The sequence below is a fragment of the Enterobacter sp. 168J2 genome, assembly GCF_034107265.1.
Taxonomy (GTDB): Bacteria; Pseudomonadota; Gammaproteobacteria; order Enterobacterales; family Enterobacteriaceae; genus Enterobacter; species Enterobacter nematophilus.
Window position 1 is genome coordinate 13,981 of the sequence record NZ_JAWNEB010000012.1, and the last position, 20,104, is coordinate 34,084.

Annotated in this window: 19 protein-coding genes; 11 read left to right on the plus strand and 8 right to left on the minus strand. The window is 57.4% G+C overall.

Annotated features, from left to right (window positions below):
- Positions 1–3: 3 nt before the first annotated feature.
- The 7 genes from USG84_RS20840 to USG84_RS20870 form a co-directional block, all read right to left on the minus strand.
- A complete protein-coding gene (locus USG84_RS20840) occupies positions 4–1,701 on the minus strand; it encodes a ShlB/FhaC/HecB family hemolysin secretion/activation protein (RefSeq protein ID WP_320738441.1) in 1,698 nt (565 codons plus the stop codon).
- Between the two features lie 182 nt (positions 1,702–1,883).
- Positions 1,884–2,837, minus strand: a complete 954-nt coding sequence (locus USG84_RS20845) for a GlxA family transcriptional regulator (protein ID WP_151412310.1) — start codon at positions 2,835–2,837, stop codon at positions 1,884–1,886.
- 26 nt (positions 2,838–2,863) lie between these two features.
- On the minus strand, positions 2,864–3,643 hold the full coding sequence (locus USG84_RS20850) for an MBL fold metallo-hydrolase (protein WP_151412309.1): 780 nt from the start codon (positions 3,641–3,643) through the stop codon (positions 2,864–2,866).
- A gap of 122 nt (positions 3,644–3,765) precedes the next feature.
- Complete coding sequence (nlpA, locus tag USG84_RS20855) at positions 3,766–4,566, minus strand: lipoprotein NlpA (RefSeq protein WP_151412308.1); 801 nt, start codon at positions 4,564–4,566, stop codon at positions 3,766–3,768.
- Between the two features lie 139 nt (positions 4,567–4,705).
- Complete coding sequence (locus USG84_RS20860) at positions 4,706–5,104, minus strand: type II toxin-antitoxin system VapC family toxin (RefSeq protein ID WP_253540185.1); 399 nt, start codon at positions 5,102–5,104, stop codon at positions 4,706–4,708.
- Between the two features lie 3 nt (positions 5,105–5,107).
- Positions 5,108–5,368, minus strand: coding sequence for an antitoxin (locus USG84_RS20865; RefSeq protein WP_061096672.1), 261 nt, complete (start codon positions 5,366–5,368; stop codon positions 5,108–5,110).
- Positions 5,369–5,497: 129 nt separating this feature from the next.
- A complete protein-coding gene (locus USG84_RS20870) occupies positions 5,498–5,917 on the minus strand; it encodes a GNAT family N-acetyltransferase (protein ID WP_151412307.1) in 420 nt (139 codons plus the stop codon).
- Positions 5,918–6,103: 186 nt separating this feature from the next.
- Here USG84_RS20870 and USG84_RS20875 point away from each other — a divergent pair, with 186 nt between their 5' ends.
- The 5 genes from USG84_RS20875 (at position 6,104) to USG84_RS20895 (ending at position 12,832) form a co-directional block, all read left to right on the plus strand.
- A complete protein-coding gene (locus USG84_RS20875) occupies positions 6,104–6,673 on the plus strand; it encodes a TetR/AcrR family transcriptional regulator (protein ID WP_151412306.1) in 570 nt (189 codons plus the stop codon).
- A 148-nt stretch (positions 6,674–6,821) separates the two neighbouring features.
- Positions 6,822–7,943: an efflux RND transporter periplasmic adaptor subunit gene (locus USG84_RS20880; protein WP_151412305.1), complete on the plus strand. Its 1,122-nt coding sequence runs from the start codon at positions 6,822–6,824 to the stop codon at positions 7,941–7,943.
- Complete coding sequence (locus tag USG84_RS20885) at positions 7,943–11,053, plus strand: efflux RND transporter permease subunit (protein WP_320738442.1); 3,111 nt, start codon at positions 7,943–7,945, stop codon at positions 11,051–11,053. The genes USG84_RS20880 and USG84_RS20885 overlap by 1 nt, the downstream gene beginning before the upstream one ends.
- Positions 11,053–12,417 carry an efflux transporter outer membrane subunit gene (locus USG84_RS20890; RefSeq protein ID WP_320738443.1) on the plus strand — a complete coding sequence of 455 codons (1,365 nt, stop codon included), beginning with the start codon at positions 11,053–11,055 and terminating at the stop codon, positions 12,415–12,417. The genes USG84_RS20885 and USG84_RS20890 overlap by 1 nt, the downstream gene beginning before the upstream one ends.
- A 118-nt stretch (positions 12,418–12,535) precedes the next feature.
- Positions 12,536–12,832 (plus strand): YicS family protein, encoded by a 297-nt coding sequence (locus tag USG84_RS20895; protein ID WP_151412304.1) that lies wholly within the window; start codon positions 12,536–12,538, stop codon positions 12,830–12,832.
- Positions 12,833–12,877: 45 nt separating this feature from the next.
- On the opposite strand, the gene USG84_RS20900 is transcribed toward USG84_RS20895, so the two are convergent.
- The gene (locus tag USG84_RS20900; RefSeq protein ID WP_061096675.1) at positions 12,878–13,828 is read right to left on the minus strand and encodes a LacI family DNA-binding transcriptional regulator; all 951 of its coding nucleotides are present in this window, start codon (positions 13,826–13,828) and stop codon (positions 12,878–12,880) included.
- 293 nt (positions 13,829–14,121) lie between these two features.
- Between USG84_RS20900 and USG84_RS20905 the strand changes: the two genes are divergently transcribed.
- The 6 genes from USG84_RS20905 to USG84_RS20930 all read left to right on the plus strand — a co-directional run bounded on the left by USG84_RS20905 (position 14,122) and on the right by USG84_RS20930 (position 20,044).
- Positions 14,122–14,436, plus strand: coding sequence for a PTS sugar transporter subunit IIB (locus USG84_RS20905; protein ID WP_151412303.1), 315 nt, complete (start codon positions 14,122–14,124; stop codon positions 14,434–14,436).
- Positions 14,437–14,447: 11 nt separating this feature from the next.
- Positions 14,448–15,773 carry a PTS sugar transporter subunit IIC gene (locus USG84_RS20910; protein WP_151412302.1) on the plus strand — a complete coding sequence of 442 codons (1,326 nt, stop codon included), beginning with the start codon at positions 14,448–14,450 and terminating at the stop codon, positions 15,771–15,773.
- Positions 15,774–15,790: 17 nt separating this feature from the next.
- Positions 15,791–17,167, plus strand: a complete 1,377-nt coding sequence (locus USG84_RS20915; protein WP_320738444.1) for a glycoside hydrolase family 1 protein — start codon at positions 15,791–15,793, stop codon at positions 17,165–17,167.
- A gap of 5 nt (positions 17,168–17,172) precedes the next feature.
- Complete coding sequence (locus USG84_RS20920) at positions 17,173–17,475, plus strand: PTS lactose/cellobiose transporter subunit IIA (RefSeq protein WP_192845932.1); 303 nt, start codon at positions 17,173–17,175, stop codon at positions 17,473–17,475.
- Positions 17,476–17,613: 138 nt separating this feature from the next.
- Positions 17,614–18,993, plus strand: coding sequence for a carbohydrate porin (locus USG84_RS20925; protein ID WP_151412301.1), 1,380 nt, complete (start codon positions 17,614–17,616; stop codon positions 18,991–18,993).
- Between the two features lie 145 nt (positions 18,994–19,138).
- Entirely contained in the window at positions 19,139–20,044 is a 906-nt protein-coding gene (locus tag USG84_RS20930; protein WP_151412300.1) for an EamA family transporter, read from the plus strand.
- Positions 20,045–20,104: the final 60 nt, after the last annotated feature.

The following is a 20,104-nucleotide window of genomic DNA, read 5'->3' on the forward strand; positions in this document are numbered from 1 at the left end:
CTCTTAAAGCATGAAGGCAATGCGCCAGTTAACGCTTACATGATCCGGGCCGAGCCAGTCGGGATAGTGCAGCGGCGTGCCGACTGAAACCTGGCTGCTGTACCAGCGCCCTGCGCTGCTCAGCCCCACAGAGGCCCCCCATAACGTGCCGGAGGCAAAGCGGTCCTGGCTGTCTTTTTCCAGCCAGCCGCCGTCAACGGCGACCGTGGCGCTCACCGCACCAATCACCGGGAGGGTGAAGAGGGAATATCCCAGCTCGTTACGCCAGTAGCCGCCGTTATCCCCGGACAGATACTGCTCTTTAAAACCGCGCACGGAGCTTTCCCCGCCGAGCGTCAGGCGCTCAGAGCCGTACAGCCGGTCTGGCGACCACTGGCCGTAGGCGCTGGTCAGCCACCAGGCGTTACGGGCGACAGGACGCTGGAAGCTGGCGTTCAGGCTCCATTTGCGGAACTCTGCCCGCGGCATATCGCCGGATTTATCTTCGTCGGTTTCGGCATTGAACCACGGCATGCCGTGGCTCCAGGTCGGGTTGAAGGTCGCTACGCCGCCCAGCATTTTTTGCGTGTGGGTAATCCCGAAGATCAGGCTGGAGAGATTGCGCGTGCTGCTCTGAAGCGGCGCATCGTTAAGCCAGTTGCGGCTTGAACGCTGAACCACGCCTGCCGCGATGCCGGTTTTCACATCCCCGTTGCGGAAAACCACCCACGACGCGTTGACGCGGTGGGTTTTGGTATCGCCCGTGGAGAGCCAGTTGAACCCCTGGTTATTGATGGTGGTTCGGTAGTTACTCCAGGCGTAGCTGTAGTCCAGCAGGCCATAGCCGAACGGCACGCTGACGCCCGCCTGGAAATTCTGCGCATCGTACGCGCTGGCAAAATCGCTGCTGCGCCCGCCGCTGATAAACCATTTATCCGCCAGCCCCAGCATATTATTGGCGGTGAGAGCGCCATTAAGCTGGTTTTCACCGGTGCTCTTCTGCCCGCTATTATCCAGGCTTACGGATGCACTTAAGGGAAATTCCGGTTTTGCCGTGAGATTAACAATCGAATATCCGGCCTGGGTTCCCGGCAGAATTTCAATCTGGACCGGCTCGCCGCGCAAACGGTTTATTTGCTCCATGCCCTGTTCGATGTCGCGTAAATTAAGGATGCGCCCCACCCGTCCCGGAAACGCCATTTTCAGCATCCGCGGCGTTTCACCTTCCAGGCGAATCGCTTCCAGCCGGCCTTCCAGCACAACTATATTCAGCTGGCCGCCGGAGAGATCCTGCTCGGTAAGAAAGGCGCGGCTGGTGATATATCCCCGGCTGATATACCAGTCAGAAATATGGGCCAGAAGCTCCGTTATTTTCGCCATATCCAGACACTGCCCTTGCCACGGCGCAACAAGGCTATGCTGGGTTTTCGGGGAGATTAAGGTCGCGCCGGAAAGCGTAATGTTGTTAATGGTGAAACAAGGCCCGGAGCCGGTAACAGGCCGCGGTCTGGCGGGTTCGGGCAGGGGAATACTCCGCTCAAGCTCTTCACGCTGCTGCTGGTTTTGAAGTAAAAGCTGCTGCTGTTGCTGTTGAATAGCATCGCGATCGGCTGGCGATAGCGGCGCTGCGTGAGCGCTCGCTGAAAAAAGCGCAACCAATAAGATAGCAACGGCATAATTTACAAACGAAATTATTCTAATTTTTATTTCTGAGCTATTCATCCATGCCACAAGGTTATTTCGCAATTATTATTGCCGCAATATAAGAGCATTCTTAATGCGAGTATATGTAATTTACGTTATGGCACATTAAAAAGAATATTATTTCAGAAATTTGAGGGCTTGATTAAGAAAATATGAGAGATGTTTAACTTACCCTTCAATCAAGAGTTAGCCGTAATAAATTACATATGCAGGCGAAACGTTTTACGCCATTCAGCAGGGCTCACCCCAAAGCGCGCCTTAAACTGCTGTCGCCAGGTGACGGCGGAATTAAATCCTACCAGCTCCGCCACGCTCTCAACGGGCATATTTCCGGCTTCAAGTAATATCTGGCTGCGCCGCAGGCGTTCGGCGGTAAGCCAGTCGGCGACGCTCATCCCCGTGGCTTTAATAAAATGGCGGGTCAGCGTGCGGCGGCTCATCGAAACCACCTCCGCCAGCGAGTCCAGACTATGGGGTTCGGTGATGTGCTGCTGCAGGTAGTCGATCAGGCTGTTAATACGTGCGTCACGGGTATCTTTCGGAACCGGCTGGGCGATGAACTGCGCCTGCCCACCCTCACGGTGCGGCGGCACAATCATCCGACGGGCAATCTGGTTGGCGACCACGCTGCCAAAGCGCTGGCGAATGATGTACAGACAGCAGTCCAGCGCAGCCGCGGTACCGGCAGAGGTGATGATATTGCCGTCATCCACGTAGAGGGCATTGATATCCAGCCGGACGTTCGGAAAGAGCGACTGGAACTGATGTTCAAACTCCCAGTGGGTGGCGGCCCGTTTACCGTCGAGGATCCCCGCATAGGCCAGCACAAACGACCCCAGACACAGCCCGACGATTTCCGCGCCGTTGTCTCTCGCCTGCATCAGGCTGTCGAGCAGCGACTGAGGCGGCCGTTCAAGGACGTGCTGCCAGTAGGGAACGACGACTATATCGGCCTGACCAATGGCGGTGTAGTCCTGCGTGGCGTTGAGGGCGAACCCGTCTTTTGAGGTGAGGAACCCCGGCGTTTCGGCGCAGATCGTTACGTTAAAGCGCTTTTCGCCGGAGACCGAATCACCAAACAGAATGCAGGGAACGGAGTAGTGGAACGGGCTGAACCCGTCTACCGCGACGATCGCGACGTTGATTAGCGACATCTGTCTCTCCTTTCCCGTTAACGCACTCAGAATATAACGGTTTCACCATCCTGGGGAATGCTCACCGCATCGCTCACCTGGTTGGCCTCAACGTACTCGCGCAGCGCGCTGCGGGTCAACAGGCAGTGGTTAATCGCCTCCATGTGGCTCGCGACGATTTTAGCCTGCGGCAGCAGGAAGTGGACGTTGAGCACATCCTCCTGCCCCATAATAATGGGCCCAAAGCCGATGACGTGGGCATACCCGGCGTTCAGCACCACCACATCCGGCTGGTGCTTTTGCAGATCGGCTGCCACCTCTTCGCGCCAGATGGTATCCCCGGCAAGATAGAGCGTCTTCTCATCAGGATGACGCAGCACCACGCCACAGGCCTCGCCCAGCCGCTCCGCCAGCTCCGGCACGGCGTAAGCGCGGTCGGTACCGTGCTGGCCGCCGTGGGTTTTCGCAATCTGAATCTCGCCGAAGGTGGTCTCTTCGGTCACGATCGTCAGGTTGGTAAATCCCTGGCCGCGCAGCAGCGCGGCGTCACGATCGTTTTGCACGTAGATCGGTTTGTCTTTGGCGATCAGCTCCGCCGCGGTGCGATCCCAGTGATCGTCATGGGTATGGGTGACGATCACCGCGTCAGCGTCCAGCAGCGTGTTGACGTCAACGGGGAGTTCGACCGTCGGGTTGCGGATATCGGCATGCGCCGTGCCGGGAAAGCCCGGATAAGCGCCTTTCGGGGCCAGCATCGGGTCGATTAAAAGACGTTTTCCGGCGTAGGTAATCAGCTGGGTGGCGTTGCGAATGTGGGTAATGTTCATGGGCTATCCTCCGGTTGGTGTGATAAGGAGGATAGCCAGCCGCCGCGGGCAACGCTGTGGGTTAAAGGGCGATTACCGATGAAATCGGGCCAATTTCATCACCGCGTTTTCTGCCGATGCCTTTACCAGCCCGGTACCGCCCCGCCGTTAAAGATCGTCTCCGCCGCTTTTGCCACTTCCGGTGACTGATAGGACTGGATAAACGCCTTCACGTTCTCCGCGTCTTTGTTGTCTTCGCGCGTCACCACGATGTTCACGTACGGCGAGTTTTTATCTTCAATAAAGACGCTGTCATGCACTGGCGATAGCCCGGTTTGCTGAATATAGGTGGTGCTGATGATGGCGACATCCACTTTCGGGTCGTCCAGCACGCGCGGCAGCTGCGCCCCTTCCAGCTCCATGATTTTCAGCTGCTTAGGGTTGGCGGTAATATCCAGCGCCGTCGGCAGCAGCCCGGTGTCCGGCTTCAGGGTGATGAGCTTCTCTTTTTGCAGCAGCAGCAGCGCGCGGCCAAGGTTGGTCGGATCGTTTGGAATGGCGATAGTCGCCCCGTCCTTCAGGTCAGACACGGATTTGATTTTGCGGGAATAGCCGACCATCGGGAAAACAAAGGTGTTCGCCACGGCGACCAGCTTGTAGCCATGCGCCTTGTTATCTTCTGCAAGGAACGGGCGGTGCTGGAAGACGTTGGCATCCAGCTCACCCTGATTGGTAGCATCGTTAGGCAACAGAGAGCCGCTGAACCCCACCAGCTCCACGTCCAGGCCATATTTTTCTTTTGCCACCTTTTTGGCGACTTCCGCCACGTCCTGTTCAGCGCCGTTGATGACGCCCACTTTTATGTGTTTGGCATCGCTGCCACTTTGATCGCACCCTGCCAGCAGCAGGCCAGCGAGTACCAGAGCACCCAATCGACGTTTCACGAGACAGTTCCTTTTGCTGAATGTTGTAGTGACTATATCGACAACGAGGAGGCGAATAAAAAACGAAAAAGAATCAATAAGAAGGATAAGTTATATGCGGGTATTGCCGGGTGGCGCTGCGCTTACCCGGCATCAGGGATCACGACGTTGTCGTCCAGTCCTCAACGGCAAGTTCCTGCACCATTCTAAATGCACGGTCGTTAGTCACAATCGTTGTCCCCCGGCTGATAGCATGCGCGGCGATCAGCTGGTCGAGATCGCCCATCACTTTGCCTTTTTTCTCCATTGCGGCACGGAGTTCACCGTACGTTGCAGCGGCGTCACTGTCCCAGTCGCAAATCGTGATGGTTTTAAGAAATTCCAGTATGGTTTTTTGTAAAGTGTCGTTTTGCTTTTTGGCTATCCCATAGAGCAATTCAGCCTCCGTCACGCTTGAAATACACATTTTTTCGGTCGGGGTGCGAGAATATTGTTCCAACACCCCAGGATGCTGCCTAACGAGATGGCTTACCATGTTTGTATCCAGCATATGCAGCATATTCTAGAGCCCTTCAAATGGATCTCTTGTTGTATAGCTCTGATTACGTTCCTCTTTGCTCAGGAATGAATCTGGAACATGGGTCTGCTTCAGTAAACGTAAAAAGTTATCTCTATGACGCTCTTTCTCCGATCTCGCAGTTAAAACGACATTCCCCTCCTCATCCCGCCGGATGTAGACGCTCTCCGTATCAAACGCGAAATCATCAGGCAGCATCACGGCCTGATTCCGCCCCTTTTTGAAGAGTTTTGCTGTCCGTTCCATTGACATCTCCATGCTTTATTTGACCAGGCCAAAGCATGCGCCAGGGCCTGAAAAGAAGACAAGCAGCATGCTTCAAATTAGGAAAGCGACTCGCAATAAATAGCAGAATCCATAATCACCGCAGCGGACTTAAAGCGCTTTCGCCAGATAATGTCTCTGCATACCCGGATAAGGATAATCCTGCAAAGACATCTGCAGCTGGTACCCCTGTTTTTCATAGAACGGGCGCGCCTGGAAGCTGGCGGTATCGACCAGCGCGTGCTTGCAGCCTTTGCGTCGGGCTTCCTCTTCTGCCGTTTTGATAAGCTTGCTGCCCACGCCGGTTCCCCGCACGGTGTCGCTCACCCAGAGATAGTCGATATTCAGCCAGTCGCCTTTACGCACGCCGATTAACCCGCCCAGCATTGCGCCATTATCGTCACGCACGTAAACGCCAATATCGCCGCTAAAGGTCGCCATATCCAAAAATTGCCCGTTATAGGCTCTTAACCCCACAAATAACTCTTCTTTTTCAGCGGGCGTTACATTATCTGTTATGCTCAGGTGCATATTTCTCTCCTTATTTTCTTTGCAATCTGAATATCTCACAGCTCAACCTTCACAAAAACTCCTAATTCCCTCCATTTTTTAAATACAGAAACATTCCCTCAATATCTAAATAAAAAAGGCCTTTCCAATACGCACCCAAAACGTATACTGAGAACGATCATTCTCACTTTTATACGGTAGCCGACGATGAGTACCAAACAGGAAGAACGTCAAAAACAACGTCAGGACGAGATCATCACCGCCGCGCGTCGCTGCTTTCGCGCCAGCGGATTTCACGCCGCCAGCATGTCGCAGATCGCCAGCGAGGCGAAGCTCAGCGTCGGGCAAATCTACCGTTATTTCAGTAATAAAGATGCGATTATTGAAGAGATGATCCGCCGCATTATCGACTCACGTATCGAAGGGATGCAGGACAAAACGGTGGTGGAAGGAATGCCGCAGGCACTCGCCTGGCGTAAGACGATCAGCGCAGATGACGATGCGCTGATGCTCGAGATGTCCGCCGAGGCGACGCGTAATCCGCAGGTGGCCGCCATGTTAACCGCAGCCGAGGCTCGAATGTTTACCAACGCCTGTGCGCACCTGAAAAAACAGTTTCCGCACCTGAGCGATGAACATATTCGCTGCTGCGTGGAGATAACTGCGGTGATGATCGAAGGCACGATTTACCGTCGACTCACGCCGTTAAAAGTATCGTCAGAACAATTAGAGCCCATTTATCAGAATATTTTAAATATGCTTTTCTCTGCGAAGTAATCGCATGTGAATAATTAGCGGGAATAAGTAATTCCCCATTTTTACATTTCTGGCTCAGCCAGAGATGCGGTATCGCTGTGCCTTTAGATAGCCCTCCTCCCTGTTAAGCGATTAACAGGGCAGGCATTGTTCATCCTGGAAAAAGATTATGAAAACCATAACAACCTCCATCGCGGCATTACTCCTCCTGACAGGGTGCGATAATGCGCAAACATCTGCTCCCCAGCGTCCTCTTCCGGAAGTAGGGATTGTCACCCTCATGAGCCAGCCGGTGTCCGTCGTCAGCGAACTGACGGGTCGCACTACCGCGGCCATGAGCGCCGAAGTGCGCCCGCAGGTGAGCGGCATTATCCAGAAGCGGCTGTTCACCGAAGGCGATACCGTGAAAGCCGGACAGGCACTGTATCAAATTGACCCTTCCAGCTACCGCGCGGCGTTTGATGAGGCCGCCGCGGCGCTGAAGCAGGCCCAGGCGCTGGTAGCGGCCGACTGCCAGAAGGCCCGGCGCTATGCGCAGCTGGTGAAAGACGACGGCGTGTCGCGTCAGGACGCGGAGGACGCACAGTCCACCTGCGCGCAGGACAAGGCCAGCGTCGAGTCAAAGAAGGCCGCGCAGGAGAGCGCGCGCATTAACCTCAACTGGACCACCGTGACCGCGCCGATTGCCGGGCGCATCGGCATCTCCTCCGTCACGCCCGGCGCGCTGGTGACAGCCCAGCAGGATACCGCGCTCGCCACCGTTCGCGGGCTGGACAGCATGTACGTCGATCTCACGCGTTCCAGCGCCGATCTTCTTCGTTTACGCAAGCAAACCCTTGCCACCAATAGCGATACGCTAAGCGTGTCGTTACTCCTTGAAGATGGCAGCACCTACAGCGAGAAAGGCCGCCTGGCGTTAACCGAAGTGGCGGTGGATGAATCTACCGGCTCCGTCACGCTGCGCGCCGTCTTCCCGAACCCGCAGCATCAGCTTTTACCGGGAATGTTCGTCCGCGCCAGAGTGGACGAGGGCATCATGGATGACGCGATCCTGGCACCTCAGCAGGGCATCACCCGTGACGCCAAAGGCGCCGCCACCGCGCTGGTGGTGAATGCCAGCAACAAGGTTGAGCTGCGCAAGCTGGAGACAGGCGATACCTACGGCGACAAATGGCTGGTGCTGAGCGGCCTGAAGGCGGGCGATAAGCTGATTGTGGAAGGCACTGACAAAGTGACCGCCGGGCAGGAAGTGAAGGCCGAAGAGATGAAAGCCAGCGGGGGGAACGCCTGATGTTTTCCCGCTTCTTCGTGCGTCGTCCGGTCTTTGCCTGGGTTATCGCCATTCTTATCATGCTCGCCGGGATGCTGGCGATCCGCTCGCTGCCGGTGGCGCAGTACCCGGACGTCGCCCCGCCGTCGATCAAGATCTCCGCCACCTACACCGGTGCCTCCGCGCAGACGCTGGAAAACAGCGTGACGCAGGTGATCGAGCAGCAGCTCACAGGGCTGGATAACCTGCTCTACTTCACCTCCACCAGCAGCTCGGACGGGTCGGTGAGCATCAACGTTACCTTCGAACAGGGAACCGATCCGGATACCGCCCAGGTGCAGGTGCAGAACAAGGTCCAGCAGGCGGAATCGCGCCTGCCAACCGAGGTGCAGCAGTCTGGCATTACCGTCGAGAAATCGCAGAGCAACTTCCTGCTGATCATGGGCGTGTACGATAAAACCGACACCGCCAGCAGCTCGGATATCGCCGACTGGCTGGTAAGCAATATGCAGGACCCGCTGGCGCGCGTGGAGGGCGTCGGCAGCATGCAGGTGTTCGGGGCGGAATACGCGATGCGCATCTGGCTCGACCCGGCGAAGCTGGCCTCCTACTCGCTGATGCCGTCCGACGTGCAGAGCGCGATTGAAGCGCAGAACGTGCAGGTCTCTGCCGGTAAAATCGGCGCGCTGCCCTCGTCGAACGCCCAGCAGCTGACGGCCACCGTGCGCGCCCAGTCGCGCCTGCAGACGGTGGATCAGTTCAAAAACATCATCGTGAAAAGCCAGTCCAACGGCGCGGTGGTGCGCATCAGCGACGTCGCCCGCGTGGAGATGGGGAGCGAAGATTACACCTCCACCGCGAAGCTCAACGGGCACCCGGCGGCGGGGATGGCAGTCATGCTCTCGCCGGGTGCAAACGCGCTCAACACCGCCACGGCAGTGAAAGACAAGATCGCCGAGTTTAAAAAGTCGATGCCGGAAGGCTACGACGTGGCCTACCCGAAAGACAGCACCGAGTTCATCAAGATCTCCGTTGAGGACGTGATTCAGACCCTGTTCGAAGCCATTATCCTCGTGGTGGTGGTGATGTACCTGTTCCTGCAAAACATCCGCGCGACGCTGATCCCGGCGCTGGCGGTGCCGGTGGTGCTGCTGGGCACCTTCGGCGTGCTGGCGCTGTTCGGCTACTCCATCAACACCCTGACGCTGTTTGCGATGGTGCTGGCGATTGGCCTTCTGGTGGATGACGCCATCGTGGTGGTGGAAAACGTCGAGCGTATTATGCGCGACGAAGGATTGCCCGCCCGGGAAGCGACCGAAAAATCGATGGGCGAAATTTCCGGCGCGCTGGTCGCCATTGCGCTGGTGCTCTCTGCGGTATTCCTGCCGATGGCCTTCTTCGGCGGCTCCACCGGGGTGATCTACCGTCAGTTCTCGGTCACCATCATTTCGGCGATGTTCCTCTCCGTAGTGGTGGCGTTGACCCTGACGCCCGCGCTCTGCGGCTCGATTTTGAGCCACACGACGCCGCACAAAAAGGGCTTCTTCGGCGCGTTTAACCGTTTCTACAGCAAGACCGAGCATGGCTATCAGAACAAGGTGCTGCGCGCCCTGCGCCGTTCCGGCGGCATGCTGGTCATCTACGCCCTGCTCTGCGGCGCGATGGGCTTCGCCATGCTTAAGCTGCCCGGCAGCTTCCTGCCGACGGAAGACCAGGGCGAAATCATGGTGCAGTACACCCTGCCAGCCGGCGCGACGACGGTACGTACCGCCGAAGTCAGCCGCCAGGTACGCGAATGGTTCCTCACGAAAGAGAAAGCCAACACCAACGTTATCTTCACCATTGAAGGCTTCAGCTTCAGCGGCAGCGGCCAGAACGCCGGGATGGCGTTTGTCTCCCTGAAAAACTGGTCCGAACGTAAAGGCGATGAGAATACCGCTCAGGCCATTGCCCTGCGCGCCACGCAGGAGCTGAGCACCATTCGCGATGCGACCATCTTTGCCATGACGCCGCCTGCGGTGGACGGCCTGGGCCAGAGCAACGGCTTTACCTTTGAGCTGATGGCCAGCGGCGGCACCGACCGCGACGCGCTGCTGAAGCTGCGTAACCAGCTGATTGGCGAAGCCAATCAGGACGGCTCGCTACACGCCGTGCGCGCCAACGACCTGCCGCAGATGCCGCAGCTTCAGGTGGATATCGACAACAACAAGGCCGTGTCGCTGGGGCTCTCCCTGAGCGACGTCACCGACACCCTCTCCAGCGCCTGGGGCGGAACCTACGTGAACGATTTTATCGACCGCGGTCGCGTGAAGAAGGTCTACATTCAGGGCGACAGCGATACCCGCGCCGTACCGTCGGACCTCAACAAATGGTTTGTGCGCGGCAGCGACAGCACCATGACCCCGTTCTCCGCCTTCTCCACCACCCGCTGGGAGTACGGCCCGGAAAGCCTGGTGCGCTATAACGGCTCGGCGGCGTATGAAATTCAGGGCGAAAACGCCAGCGGCGCAAGCTCCGGCACGGCGATGAGCAAAATGGAGCAGTTGGCAAACAACCTGCCGTCCGGCAGCACCTGGGCGTGGAGCGGTTTGTCGTTGCAGGAAAAACTGGCGAGCGGTCAGGCGATGAGCCTCTATGCCCTCTCGATTCTGGTCGTGTTCCTGTGCCTGGCGGCGCTGTATGAGAGCTGGTCGGTGCCGATTTCGGTCATCCTGGTGATCCCGCTTGGCGTGCTGGGCGCGGCCTTGGCGGCCTCCCTGCGCGGCCTGAACAACGACGTCTACTTCCAGGTGGCGCTGCTGACCACCATTGGTCTGTCGTCGAAGAACGCCATCCTGATTGTCGAATTTGCCGAAGCCAAAGTGGCTGAAGGGTACTCCCTGACGCGCGCCGCACTGCGTGCCGCCCAGACGCGCCTTCGTCCGATCATCATGACCTCGCTGGCGTTTATCGCAGGGGTGACGCCGCTGGCGATTGCCACGGGTGCCGGGGCCAACAGCCGCGTGGCAATTGGTACCGGCATTATCGGCGGGACGCTGGCCGCGACGCTGCTGGCGATCTTCTTCGTTCCCTTATTCTTTGTACTGGTGAAACGTCTGTTCTCCGGTAAGCACGCAAACCGGAGGTCATAATGTTTCGTGTATCTATTTTAGCGTTAGCCCTGCTGAGCGCAGGCTGTGTGTCGTTAGATCCCACGTATCAACGCCCGGACGCCCCCGTCCCGGCAACCTTGCCCGGCGCGCACGGTGAAGCCACCGCCGTGGTGAGCCAGTGGCAGCAGGTGATGAACGATGCGCGGCTGAAAAGCGTGGTGACGATGGCGCTCAACAGCAACCGCGACGTGCAAAAAGCGATTGCGGATATCGACGCCGCCCGCGCCCAGTACGGTGAAACGCGCTCGTCCCTGTTCCCGACGGTGGACGCCGAGCTGAGCCACACCCGCAGCCGCACGCTGGCAAGCGGTGTCGCGACCAGCGATGAGGCCAACGGCACGGTCTCCAGCTTCGAGCTGGATCTGTTTGGCCGCAACCAGAGCCTCTCCCGCTCCGCGCGCGAAACCTGGCTTGCCAGCGAGTTCACCGCGCAGAATACGCGCCTGACGATGGTCAGCGAGCTAACCACGGCTTGGGTGACGCTGGCGGCGGATAACAGCAACCTGGCGCTGGCGAAATCCACGATGGAGAGCGCGGCAAACTCGCTGAAGATTGTGAAGCGCCAGCAGGAAGCGGGCGTGGCGGCGGCGACAGACGTCAGCGAAGCGATGGCGGTTTACCAGCAGGCGCGCGCCAGCGTGGCGAGCTACCGGACGCTGGTAATGCAGGACAAAAATGCCCTCAATCTGCTGGCGGGCGATACGGTGCAGGAGAACCTGCTGCCCGGCACGCTGGAGAGCCTGAGCGACAACGCCATCACGCTGGTCCCGGCGGGCGTCAGCTCCAGCGCGCTGCTGCGCCGCCCGGATATTCAGGAGGCGGAACATAACCTGCTGAGCGCTAACGCCAATATCGGCGCGGCGCGCGCCAACTTCTTCCCGACCATTTCGCTGACCGCCAGCGCGGGCGTCGGCAGCGATTCGCTCTCATCTCTCTTCAGCCACGGCATGAAGGTCTGGTCGTTCGCGCCATCTATCACCCTGCCGCTGTTCAGCGGCGGGAACAATCTGGCGCAGCTTCGCTACGCGGAAGCGGAGAAAAAGGGGCTGATCGCCACCTATGAGAAAACCATCCAGAGCGCGTTTAAGGACGTGGCCGACGCGCTGGCGCGACGCCAAACCCTGAGCGAGCAGCTTGATGCCCAGCGTGAATACGTGGCGGCGGAGCAAAAAACGCTGGATGTGGCGACGCGCAGCTACAGGGCGGGCGCGGGGGATTATCTGACGGTACTGACCGCGCAGCGGTCGCTGTGGTCGGCGCAGGAATCGCTGATTGCGCTCCAGCAAACCGACCTGGAAAACCGCATTACGCTGTGGCAGTCGCTGGGCGGCGGTATTCAGTAGCGCTTGCAGGGAATCATGACAGACGGTGAAGAGAAAATTCATACTTTCGACTGGCGTCGCGACACTCAGTGTAACGATATATTTCATGGGAAGCCTGTGACTTCTCAAGGGGGTTTTGATGAAAGCTGCGCACCTGGTCTGCCTGCTGGTTTGTCTGCTCTTCGCCGCGTTTGTCCATGCACAGGAAAAGGACGCCCCAGCGAAAGAGGCGCAAATAAAACAGCAGGTTCTGAAAGATATTAAGAAAGCCTGTACGCCGCAGAAAAAGCAGAGCGACAAGGCATGGCAGGAGATGATTTTGTCGTCCGAGGCCAACCAGTTGCTGATAAAAAATGCCGTTACCGCCGTGAAGCGCGATAACCTGGACGCCTACTGGGATGCAGTAAGTCAGGTGGATTGTATGGAGGATTATTGAGTTCTTGCCGGGCGGCGCTGCGCTCACCCGGCCTGGAAAACATTTTTAACGCTTCCGCACATCCGGAATAATCAAATCCCCGCGCAGAACGTAGGACCCGAGCATCTGCGTTTTCTCCGTCAGCCAGCTCACGATGCGTGCAGCCATGGCATCCATGGAATATTCGATTGCCGGGATCACCGGAATCCCCGGCAGGTGCAGCGATCCGGCAAGGCTGAAGACCATGATGTCTTCCGGCACGGATTTATTAAACGCCTGCAGCTGCGGGATCACCCGCTGGGCTTCCTGCTCGTCCGCCACCAGCAGCGCGTTGAAATTCAGAGTGCTGGCGTTGTTGAGCAGCTCCTGCAGCGCAACGGACGAGGAGGTCGCGTCCATAAAGACGAGGTTACGATTAAAGGGCAGGAAGTTTTTCTCCAGCGCGTGCTTGTAGCCGAGCAGCACCTGGTCGGCAAAACCGCTGCCGTGCGGGTGGATCAGGGCAATCTGGCGTCGCCCCTGGCTGGTGAGGTAGTTACAGGCGGTTTCGGCGGCAAAGGCGTGGTCAAACTGGATGCTGTTGGAATTATCCGCCTCCATGCAGTCCACCAGGATGACGTTTTCCATATCCACGTCCAGCGGGAAACGGGCGCCAATCACCAGGATGTCGTCACACAGGCCGCAGGAGAGTTCTTCGAGCGCGTTCATCACTTCCGCTTTGCTATGGGCGAAGCGCAGCAGCAGATGTTTTTGATGCTGGCTAAGCTGTTTTTCCAGCGCGTACAGATACCCGGTGGTCTGGTTAATGTTTTCCTGCGCGCAAATCACCCCAATGCAGCCCGTCGACTGGCTCAGCAGCGACTGGGCAATCACGTTGGGACGGTAGTTCAGCTCATCCACCGCCTTCAGCACGGCCTGACGGCTGGCTTCCTTAACGCCACGTGACCCACTCAACACTCGCGATACCGTGGCTTTAGACACCCCGGCCAGACGTGATACATCATTGATTGTCGACATCTCTTTCCCCTGGCAGGCTAACCTCGCGCCTGCAAATTCCATAACCGCTACGGCTCACATTATAGCCAGAACGGAGTATATCCGTTTCCGTTTTTCATGGAAACCGATTTTCCGTTTCCACTCAAAATGACGTAAATACAGCCAAATTATGTGACCCACATCCGGTTAATTAGCCTCATAAGTAAGGGATCTTGATGGTTGTCACACTTCTGTCTTTTATGAATGGAAACCGGTTTCCGTATCATGTCCAATCATCCTCGCAATAACTTTTTACATTTAGAGGATGGTTGTCGATGTTCAAGATTATGCTGTGCTGCTCTGCCGGGATGTCCACCAGCCTGTTGGTCAGCAAAATGGTCGATGTCGCGAAAGAACGTGGTGTGCCGGTGAAGATTGATGCGTACGGTGTTTCCGAATTTGATACGCAGTTTCCGCAATACCAGGTGGTACTTCTCGGACCGCAAGTGAAATACATGTTAAAGACTCTCTCAGACAAGGCGGCGACGCATGGCATTCCGGTGCAGCCCATCGACATGATGGACTACGGCATGCAGCGTGGCGATAAAGTACTGGACTATGCTCTGTCGCTCATCGAAGCGGCACACTAAAAGGTGTTCACATGAGTTCGTTATATCAATCCATGGTCGCGGTAATTGAGCAGTCAATTACCCCGCTGGCCGCAAAGCTGGGTCAGCAAAAGTATGTGATTGCCATCCGCGACGGCTTTACCGCCGCGCTGCCGTTCATGATCATCGGCTCGTTTATGCTGGTGTTCATCTTCCCGCCGTTCTCGGCGGATACCACCAACAGCTTCGCCCGCGGCTGGCTGGATTTCTCTGAGACCTACCGCGAACAGCTGATGCTGCCGTTTAACCTCAGCATGGGCGTGATGACTTTCTTCATCTCGGTGGGGATTGGAGCAAGCCTGGGGCGTCAGTTTAACCTCGACCCGGTGATGTCCGGCCTGCTGGCCTTTATGGCCTTCCTGCTGGTCGCCGCGCCGTATGCCGACGGCAAAATCTCGACCCAGTATCTCTCCGGCCAGGGCATCTTCACCGCGCTGATCACCGCAATCTACTCCACTCGCGTCTATGCGTGGCTGAAGCAGAACAACGTGACCATCCGCCTGCCGAAGGAAGTGCCAACCGGCGTGGCGCGCTCGTTCGAGATCCTGATCCCGGTGATGGTGGTGATCGGTACGCTGCACCCGCTGAACCTGTTCATTGAAGCGCAGACCGGGATGATTATCCCGCAGGCGATCATGCACCTGCTGGAGCCGCTGGTGTCCGCGTCTGACTCCCTGCCCGCGATTCTGCTCTCCGTGCTGCTGTGCCAGATCTTCTGGTTTGCCGGTATTCACGGCTCGCTGATTGTCACCGGCATCATGAACCCGTTCTGGATGGCGAACCTCTCGGCAAACCAGGCGGCGCTCGCCGAAGGCGCGGCGCTGCCGCACGTTTACCTGCAGGGCTTCTGGGATCACTACCTGCTGATTGGTGGCGTAGGCTCCACGCTGCCGCTGGCGTTCCTGCTGCTGCGCAGCCGCGCCACGCACCTGCGCACCATCGGCAAAATGGGCATTGTGCCGAGCTTCTTTAACATCAATGAGCCGATTCTGTTCGGCGCGCCGATCATCATGAACCCGATGCTGTTTATCCCGTTCGTGTTCGTTCCGCTGGTCAACGCCTGTCTGGCGTACGGCGCAACGAAGCTCGGCTGGCTGGCTCAGGTGGTGTCATTAACGCCGTGGACCACCCCCGCGCCGATTGGTGCCTCGTGGGCGGCAAACTGGGCGCTCAGTCCGGTGATCATGTGCCTGGTCTGTATGGTGATGTCCGCGCTGATGTACCTGCCGTTCCTGCGCGCCTATGAGCGTACGCTGATGAAAAACGAAGAGCAGAAAGCCCAGGCAACCGTCGGTACCGCCGAAGCTGCAAGCAATTAAGTCAAAGAGGAATGGTCATGAAATACGCATTTCCCGATAACTTCTGGTGGGGCAGCGCAAGCTCCGCTCTCCAGACCGAAGGGGCAAGAGAAGGGGAAACCACGTGGGATTACTGGTTTGCCCGCGAGCCGAACCGTTTTCACAACGGCGTGGGGCCGCAGCACACCTCCACGTTTTATCAGCACTGGAAAACGGACATTCAACTGTTAAAGCAGCTGAACCACAACAGCTTTCGTACCTCGATTAGCTGGGCGCGCCTGATCCCCGACGGTATCGGTGAAGTGAACCCGGAAGCGGTCGATTTTTACAATCAGGTCATTGATGAGCTGAATGAACAGGGCATCACGCCGTTTATGACCCTGTTCCACTTCGACATGCCGATGGCGATGCAGGAGATAGGCGGCTGGGAAAACCGCGACGTGGTGGAAGCTTACGCCCGCTATGCGCAGATATGCTTCGAGCTGTTCGGCGATCGCGTGCTGCACTGGTTTACCTTTAACGAGCCAATCGTGCCGGTGGAAGGCGGTTATCTGTACGACTTCCACTATCCGAACGTGGTGGATTTTCGTCGGGCAGCCACCGTGGCGTATCACACCGTGCTGGCCCACGCGAAGGCGGTTCAGGCCTACCGCGCCGGGCATTACGCGGGGGAAATTGGCATCGTGCTAAACCTGACGCCGTCCTATCCGCGTTCGCAGAACCCGGTGGACGTGAAGGCGGCGCACATCGCGGACCTGATGTTCAACCGCAGCTTCCTCGATCCGGTCCTGCGCGGCGAATACCCGGCGGACCTGGTGGCGCTGCTGAAGGCGTACGATCAGCTGCCGGCCTGCAGGCCGGAAGACAGCGCCCTGATTGCGGAAGGGAAAATCGACCTGCTCGGCGTGAACTACTATCAGCCGCGTCGCGTGAAGTGCCGCGACAGCGCGGTGAACCCGCAGGCGCCGTTTATGCCGGAGTGGTTCTTTGATAGCTACGAGATGCCGGGCCGCAAGATGAACCCGTACCGCGGCTGGGAAATCTACGAGCCGGGTATTTACGATATTCTGGTTAACCTGCGCGACAATTACGGCAACCCACGCTGCTTTATTTCGGAAAACGGCATGGGCGTCGAAAATGAGCAGCGCTTTATTGAAAATGGTCAGATTAACGATCAATACCGCATTGAATTTATTTCGGAGCATTTAACGTGGCTGCATAAAGGGATTAGCGAAGGGTGCAATTGTCTTGGCTACCATATGTGGACGTTTATTGATAACTGGTCGTGGTGCAATGCCTATAAAAATCGCTACGGATTTATTCAGCTCGATTTAGAGACGCAGCAGCGCACCATTAAGAAAAGCGGAGAGTGGTTTGCCGCCACCGCCTTAAATAATAGTTTTGAAAAAGAGTAATAATGATGATCGCATTAGAAGAAGCCGTAATGGAAATTATCGTCAATGCCGGGCAGTCCCGCAGCCTGTGCTTTGAAGCGCTGCACGCGGCGCGTCAGGGCAACTTTGACGAGGCCAAAAGCCTGCTGCGCGAAGCCGACGGCTACTCGCGCCAGGCGCACAAGATGCAGACCAAACTGATCGAGCAGGATGCAGGCGAAGGCCGCCAGCCGATGACGTTAATCATGGTGCACGCGCAGGATCATTTAATGAATTCTTTATTAGCGCGTGAATTGTCTGAAGAAATTATTCATTTATATCAGAGATAGTCTATGGCGAAATAAAGTTAATGTAATACCTCTTTACCCTAAATAGAGATCCACTTGTTCTGATGATAGCGACATACTCTGTCAGATCGGAGCGGGATGGTTATTGTCTGAATAAAATTAAACTATATTGAGATAACCATGAATAAGATTAAAAAACTTCCATTAACCATGGCGGTTATCGCCGCGCTTTGCCCAATTTCCGTACTCGCACAAGAATTTACCCAGGAGCAAATCGACGCCATTGTGGCGAAAGCGGTGGATAAAGCTCTGGCCGAGCGTCAGGCCAAAATGGATGCGGCGGTTGCGAAAAAAGCAGACGTGGTGACCGAGCCGCAAAGCGCGGCGCAATCCCCGGACATGGCGATCCCGTTCGGGGTGAAATTTACCGGCTACGCCCGCTACGGCGCGCACTTCCAGGCCGCCGATCAGAAATACGTGGCGGTAGACGGTTCCTACAACGGCGCGTCTGCGATTGGTCGTCTGGGTAACGAAGGCAACGGCGGGGAATTCCAGCTCTCCAAGGCCTTCAAGGGTGACAACGGCGCCATCTGGGACATCAACGTGATGATCGACCACTGGGGCGACGAGGTTAACCTGAAAAAAGCCTACGCCGGGGTAACCAATATTATGGCCTCCAACCCGAACGCCTACTTCTGGGCCGGTCGTGACTTCCACCAGCGTCCGCAGCAGGGCATCAACGATTACTTCTGGATGAACCACGACGGCCAGGGCGCCGGGGTGAAGAACTTCGACATCGGCGGCGTGCAGTTTGACGTCGCTGCCGTGGCGGCGGTGGAATCCTGTAGCCCGGAAGTGATGGAAGACGAAGCCAACCCGTCGCGCATCACCTGTACCGGCGGTTCCGGCACGGGCGACAAGGGTAACTACGCCGCGACATCAAAAATCCACGGCATGAAGCTCGGCCCGATCGACATGGAGCTGTACGCCAACTACGGCTTTGACTCGAAAGCGGTGGAGAGCGACGAGCGCCTGAACGCGTGGCAGGGCGGCGTAGTGCTGAGCCACACCAACGACAGCGGCGTGAACAAGGTGATTGCCCGCTACTCCGATAACGCGGACAACAGCGTGTTCAACAAAACCGAGGACCTGACCACGGTCTACGCCAGCTTCGAAGGGCTGTATAAATTCACCCAGGCCACGCAGGTGGAGTACATCCTCGCCTTCCACGACTACGACAACAGCCGCGATAAGACCGACAACCGCAAGAACTACAACGCCATCGTGCGTCCGATGCACTGGTGGAACGACGTTCACTCCACCTGGCTGGAAGCGGGCTGGCAGCACGTTGATTACGACAACGGCGGCGACAACAAGGGCTGGAAGCTGACCCTGTCGCAGAACATGTCTATCGCCATGGGGCCGGAGTTCCGTCCGATGCTGCGCTTCTACGTGACAGGCGGCAAGGTAGACAACGAACGCACCGCGCGCGTGAACAACACCAAAGACGAAACGCTCGACGACTTCAACGTCGGCGCGATGTGGGAGGCGTGGTTCTAAGGTAAAAGCAAAACGGCAACGCAACGTTGCCGTTTTTAGTGTTTGCTCCCTCTCCCCGTGGGAGAGGGCCGGGGTGAGGGCATCAGGCCGCACACAACCATGTTATGCTGTTGACCGAATTAACGACAACATAACAGGGGAGAACATGGGTTCCACACGCAAAGGGATGCTGAACGTCCTGATCGCCGCCGTTTTATGGGGCAGCTCGGGGGTTTGCGCGCAGTACATCATGGAGAAAAGCCACATTTCTTCGCCTTACCTGACCATGGTTCGCCTGCTGTTTACCGGCGTGATCCTCCTGACGCTCTCCTTCGTTCATGGCGACAAGATTTTCTCGGTCATCAAGCATCGCAAAGACGCCCTCAGCCTGCTGTTTTTCTCGCTGGTCGGCGCGCTCACCGTGCAGCTCACCTTCCTGCTGACGATTGAAAAATCCAACGCCGCCACCGCTACCGTGCTGCAGTTCCTGTCGCCGACCATTATCGTGGCGTGGTTCGCCCTGGCGCGGAAAAAGCGTCCCGGCATGTTTGTCCTGTCAGCGATTTTTACGTCGTTGATCGGCACCTTCCTGCTGGTGACCCACGGCGACCCGACCTCGCTCTCCATCTCCCCTGCGGCGCTGTTCTTCGGCATCGCCTCGGCGTTTGCCGCCGCGTTTTATACGACCTATCCGTCGACGCTGATCGCCCGCTACGGCACGCTGCCGATTGTCGGCTGGAGCATGTTGATTGCCGGGTTAATGCTGACGCCGTTCTATGCCGGGCGCGGCACCACCTTTGTGATTGACGGCGGCCTGCTGCTGGCGTTTTTCTACCTGGTGGTGATTGGCACGGCGCTGACGTTCAGCCTGTACCTGAAAGGCGCGCAGATGATTGGCGGGCCGAAGGCGAGCATTCTGAGCTGCGCCGAGCCGCTCAGCAGCGCGCTGCTGTCGGTGGTGTTGCTGGGCGTGGCGTTCACCCTGCCGGACTGGCTGGGGACGCTGCTGATTGTTTCGTCGGTGGTGCTGATTTCGATGGATTCGCGCAGAAGGGTTAAGGCATCGGCGTAGTTTGATTGCCCCCCTCACCCTAACCCTCTACCCACAGGGGAGAGGGGACGGCTCGGTGCG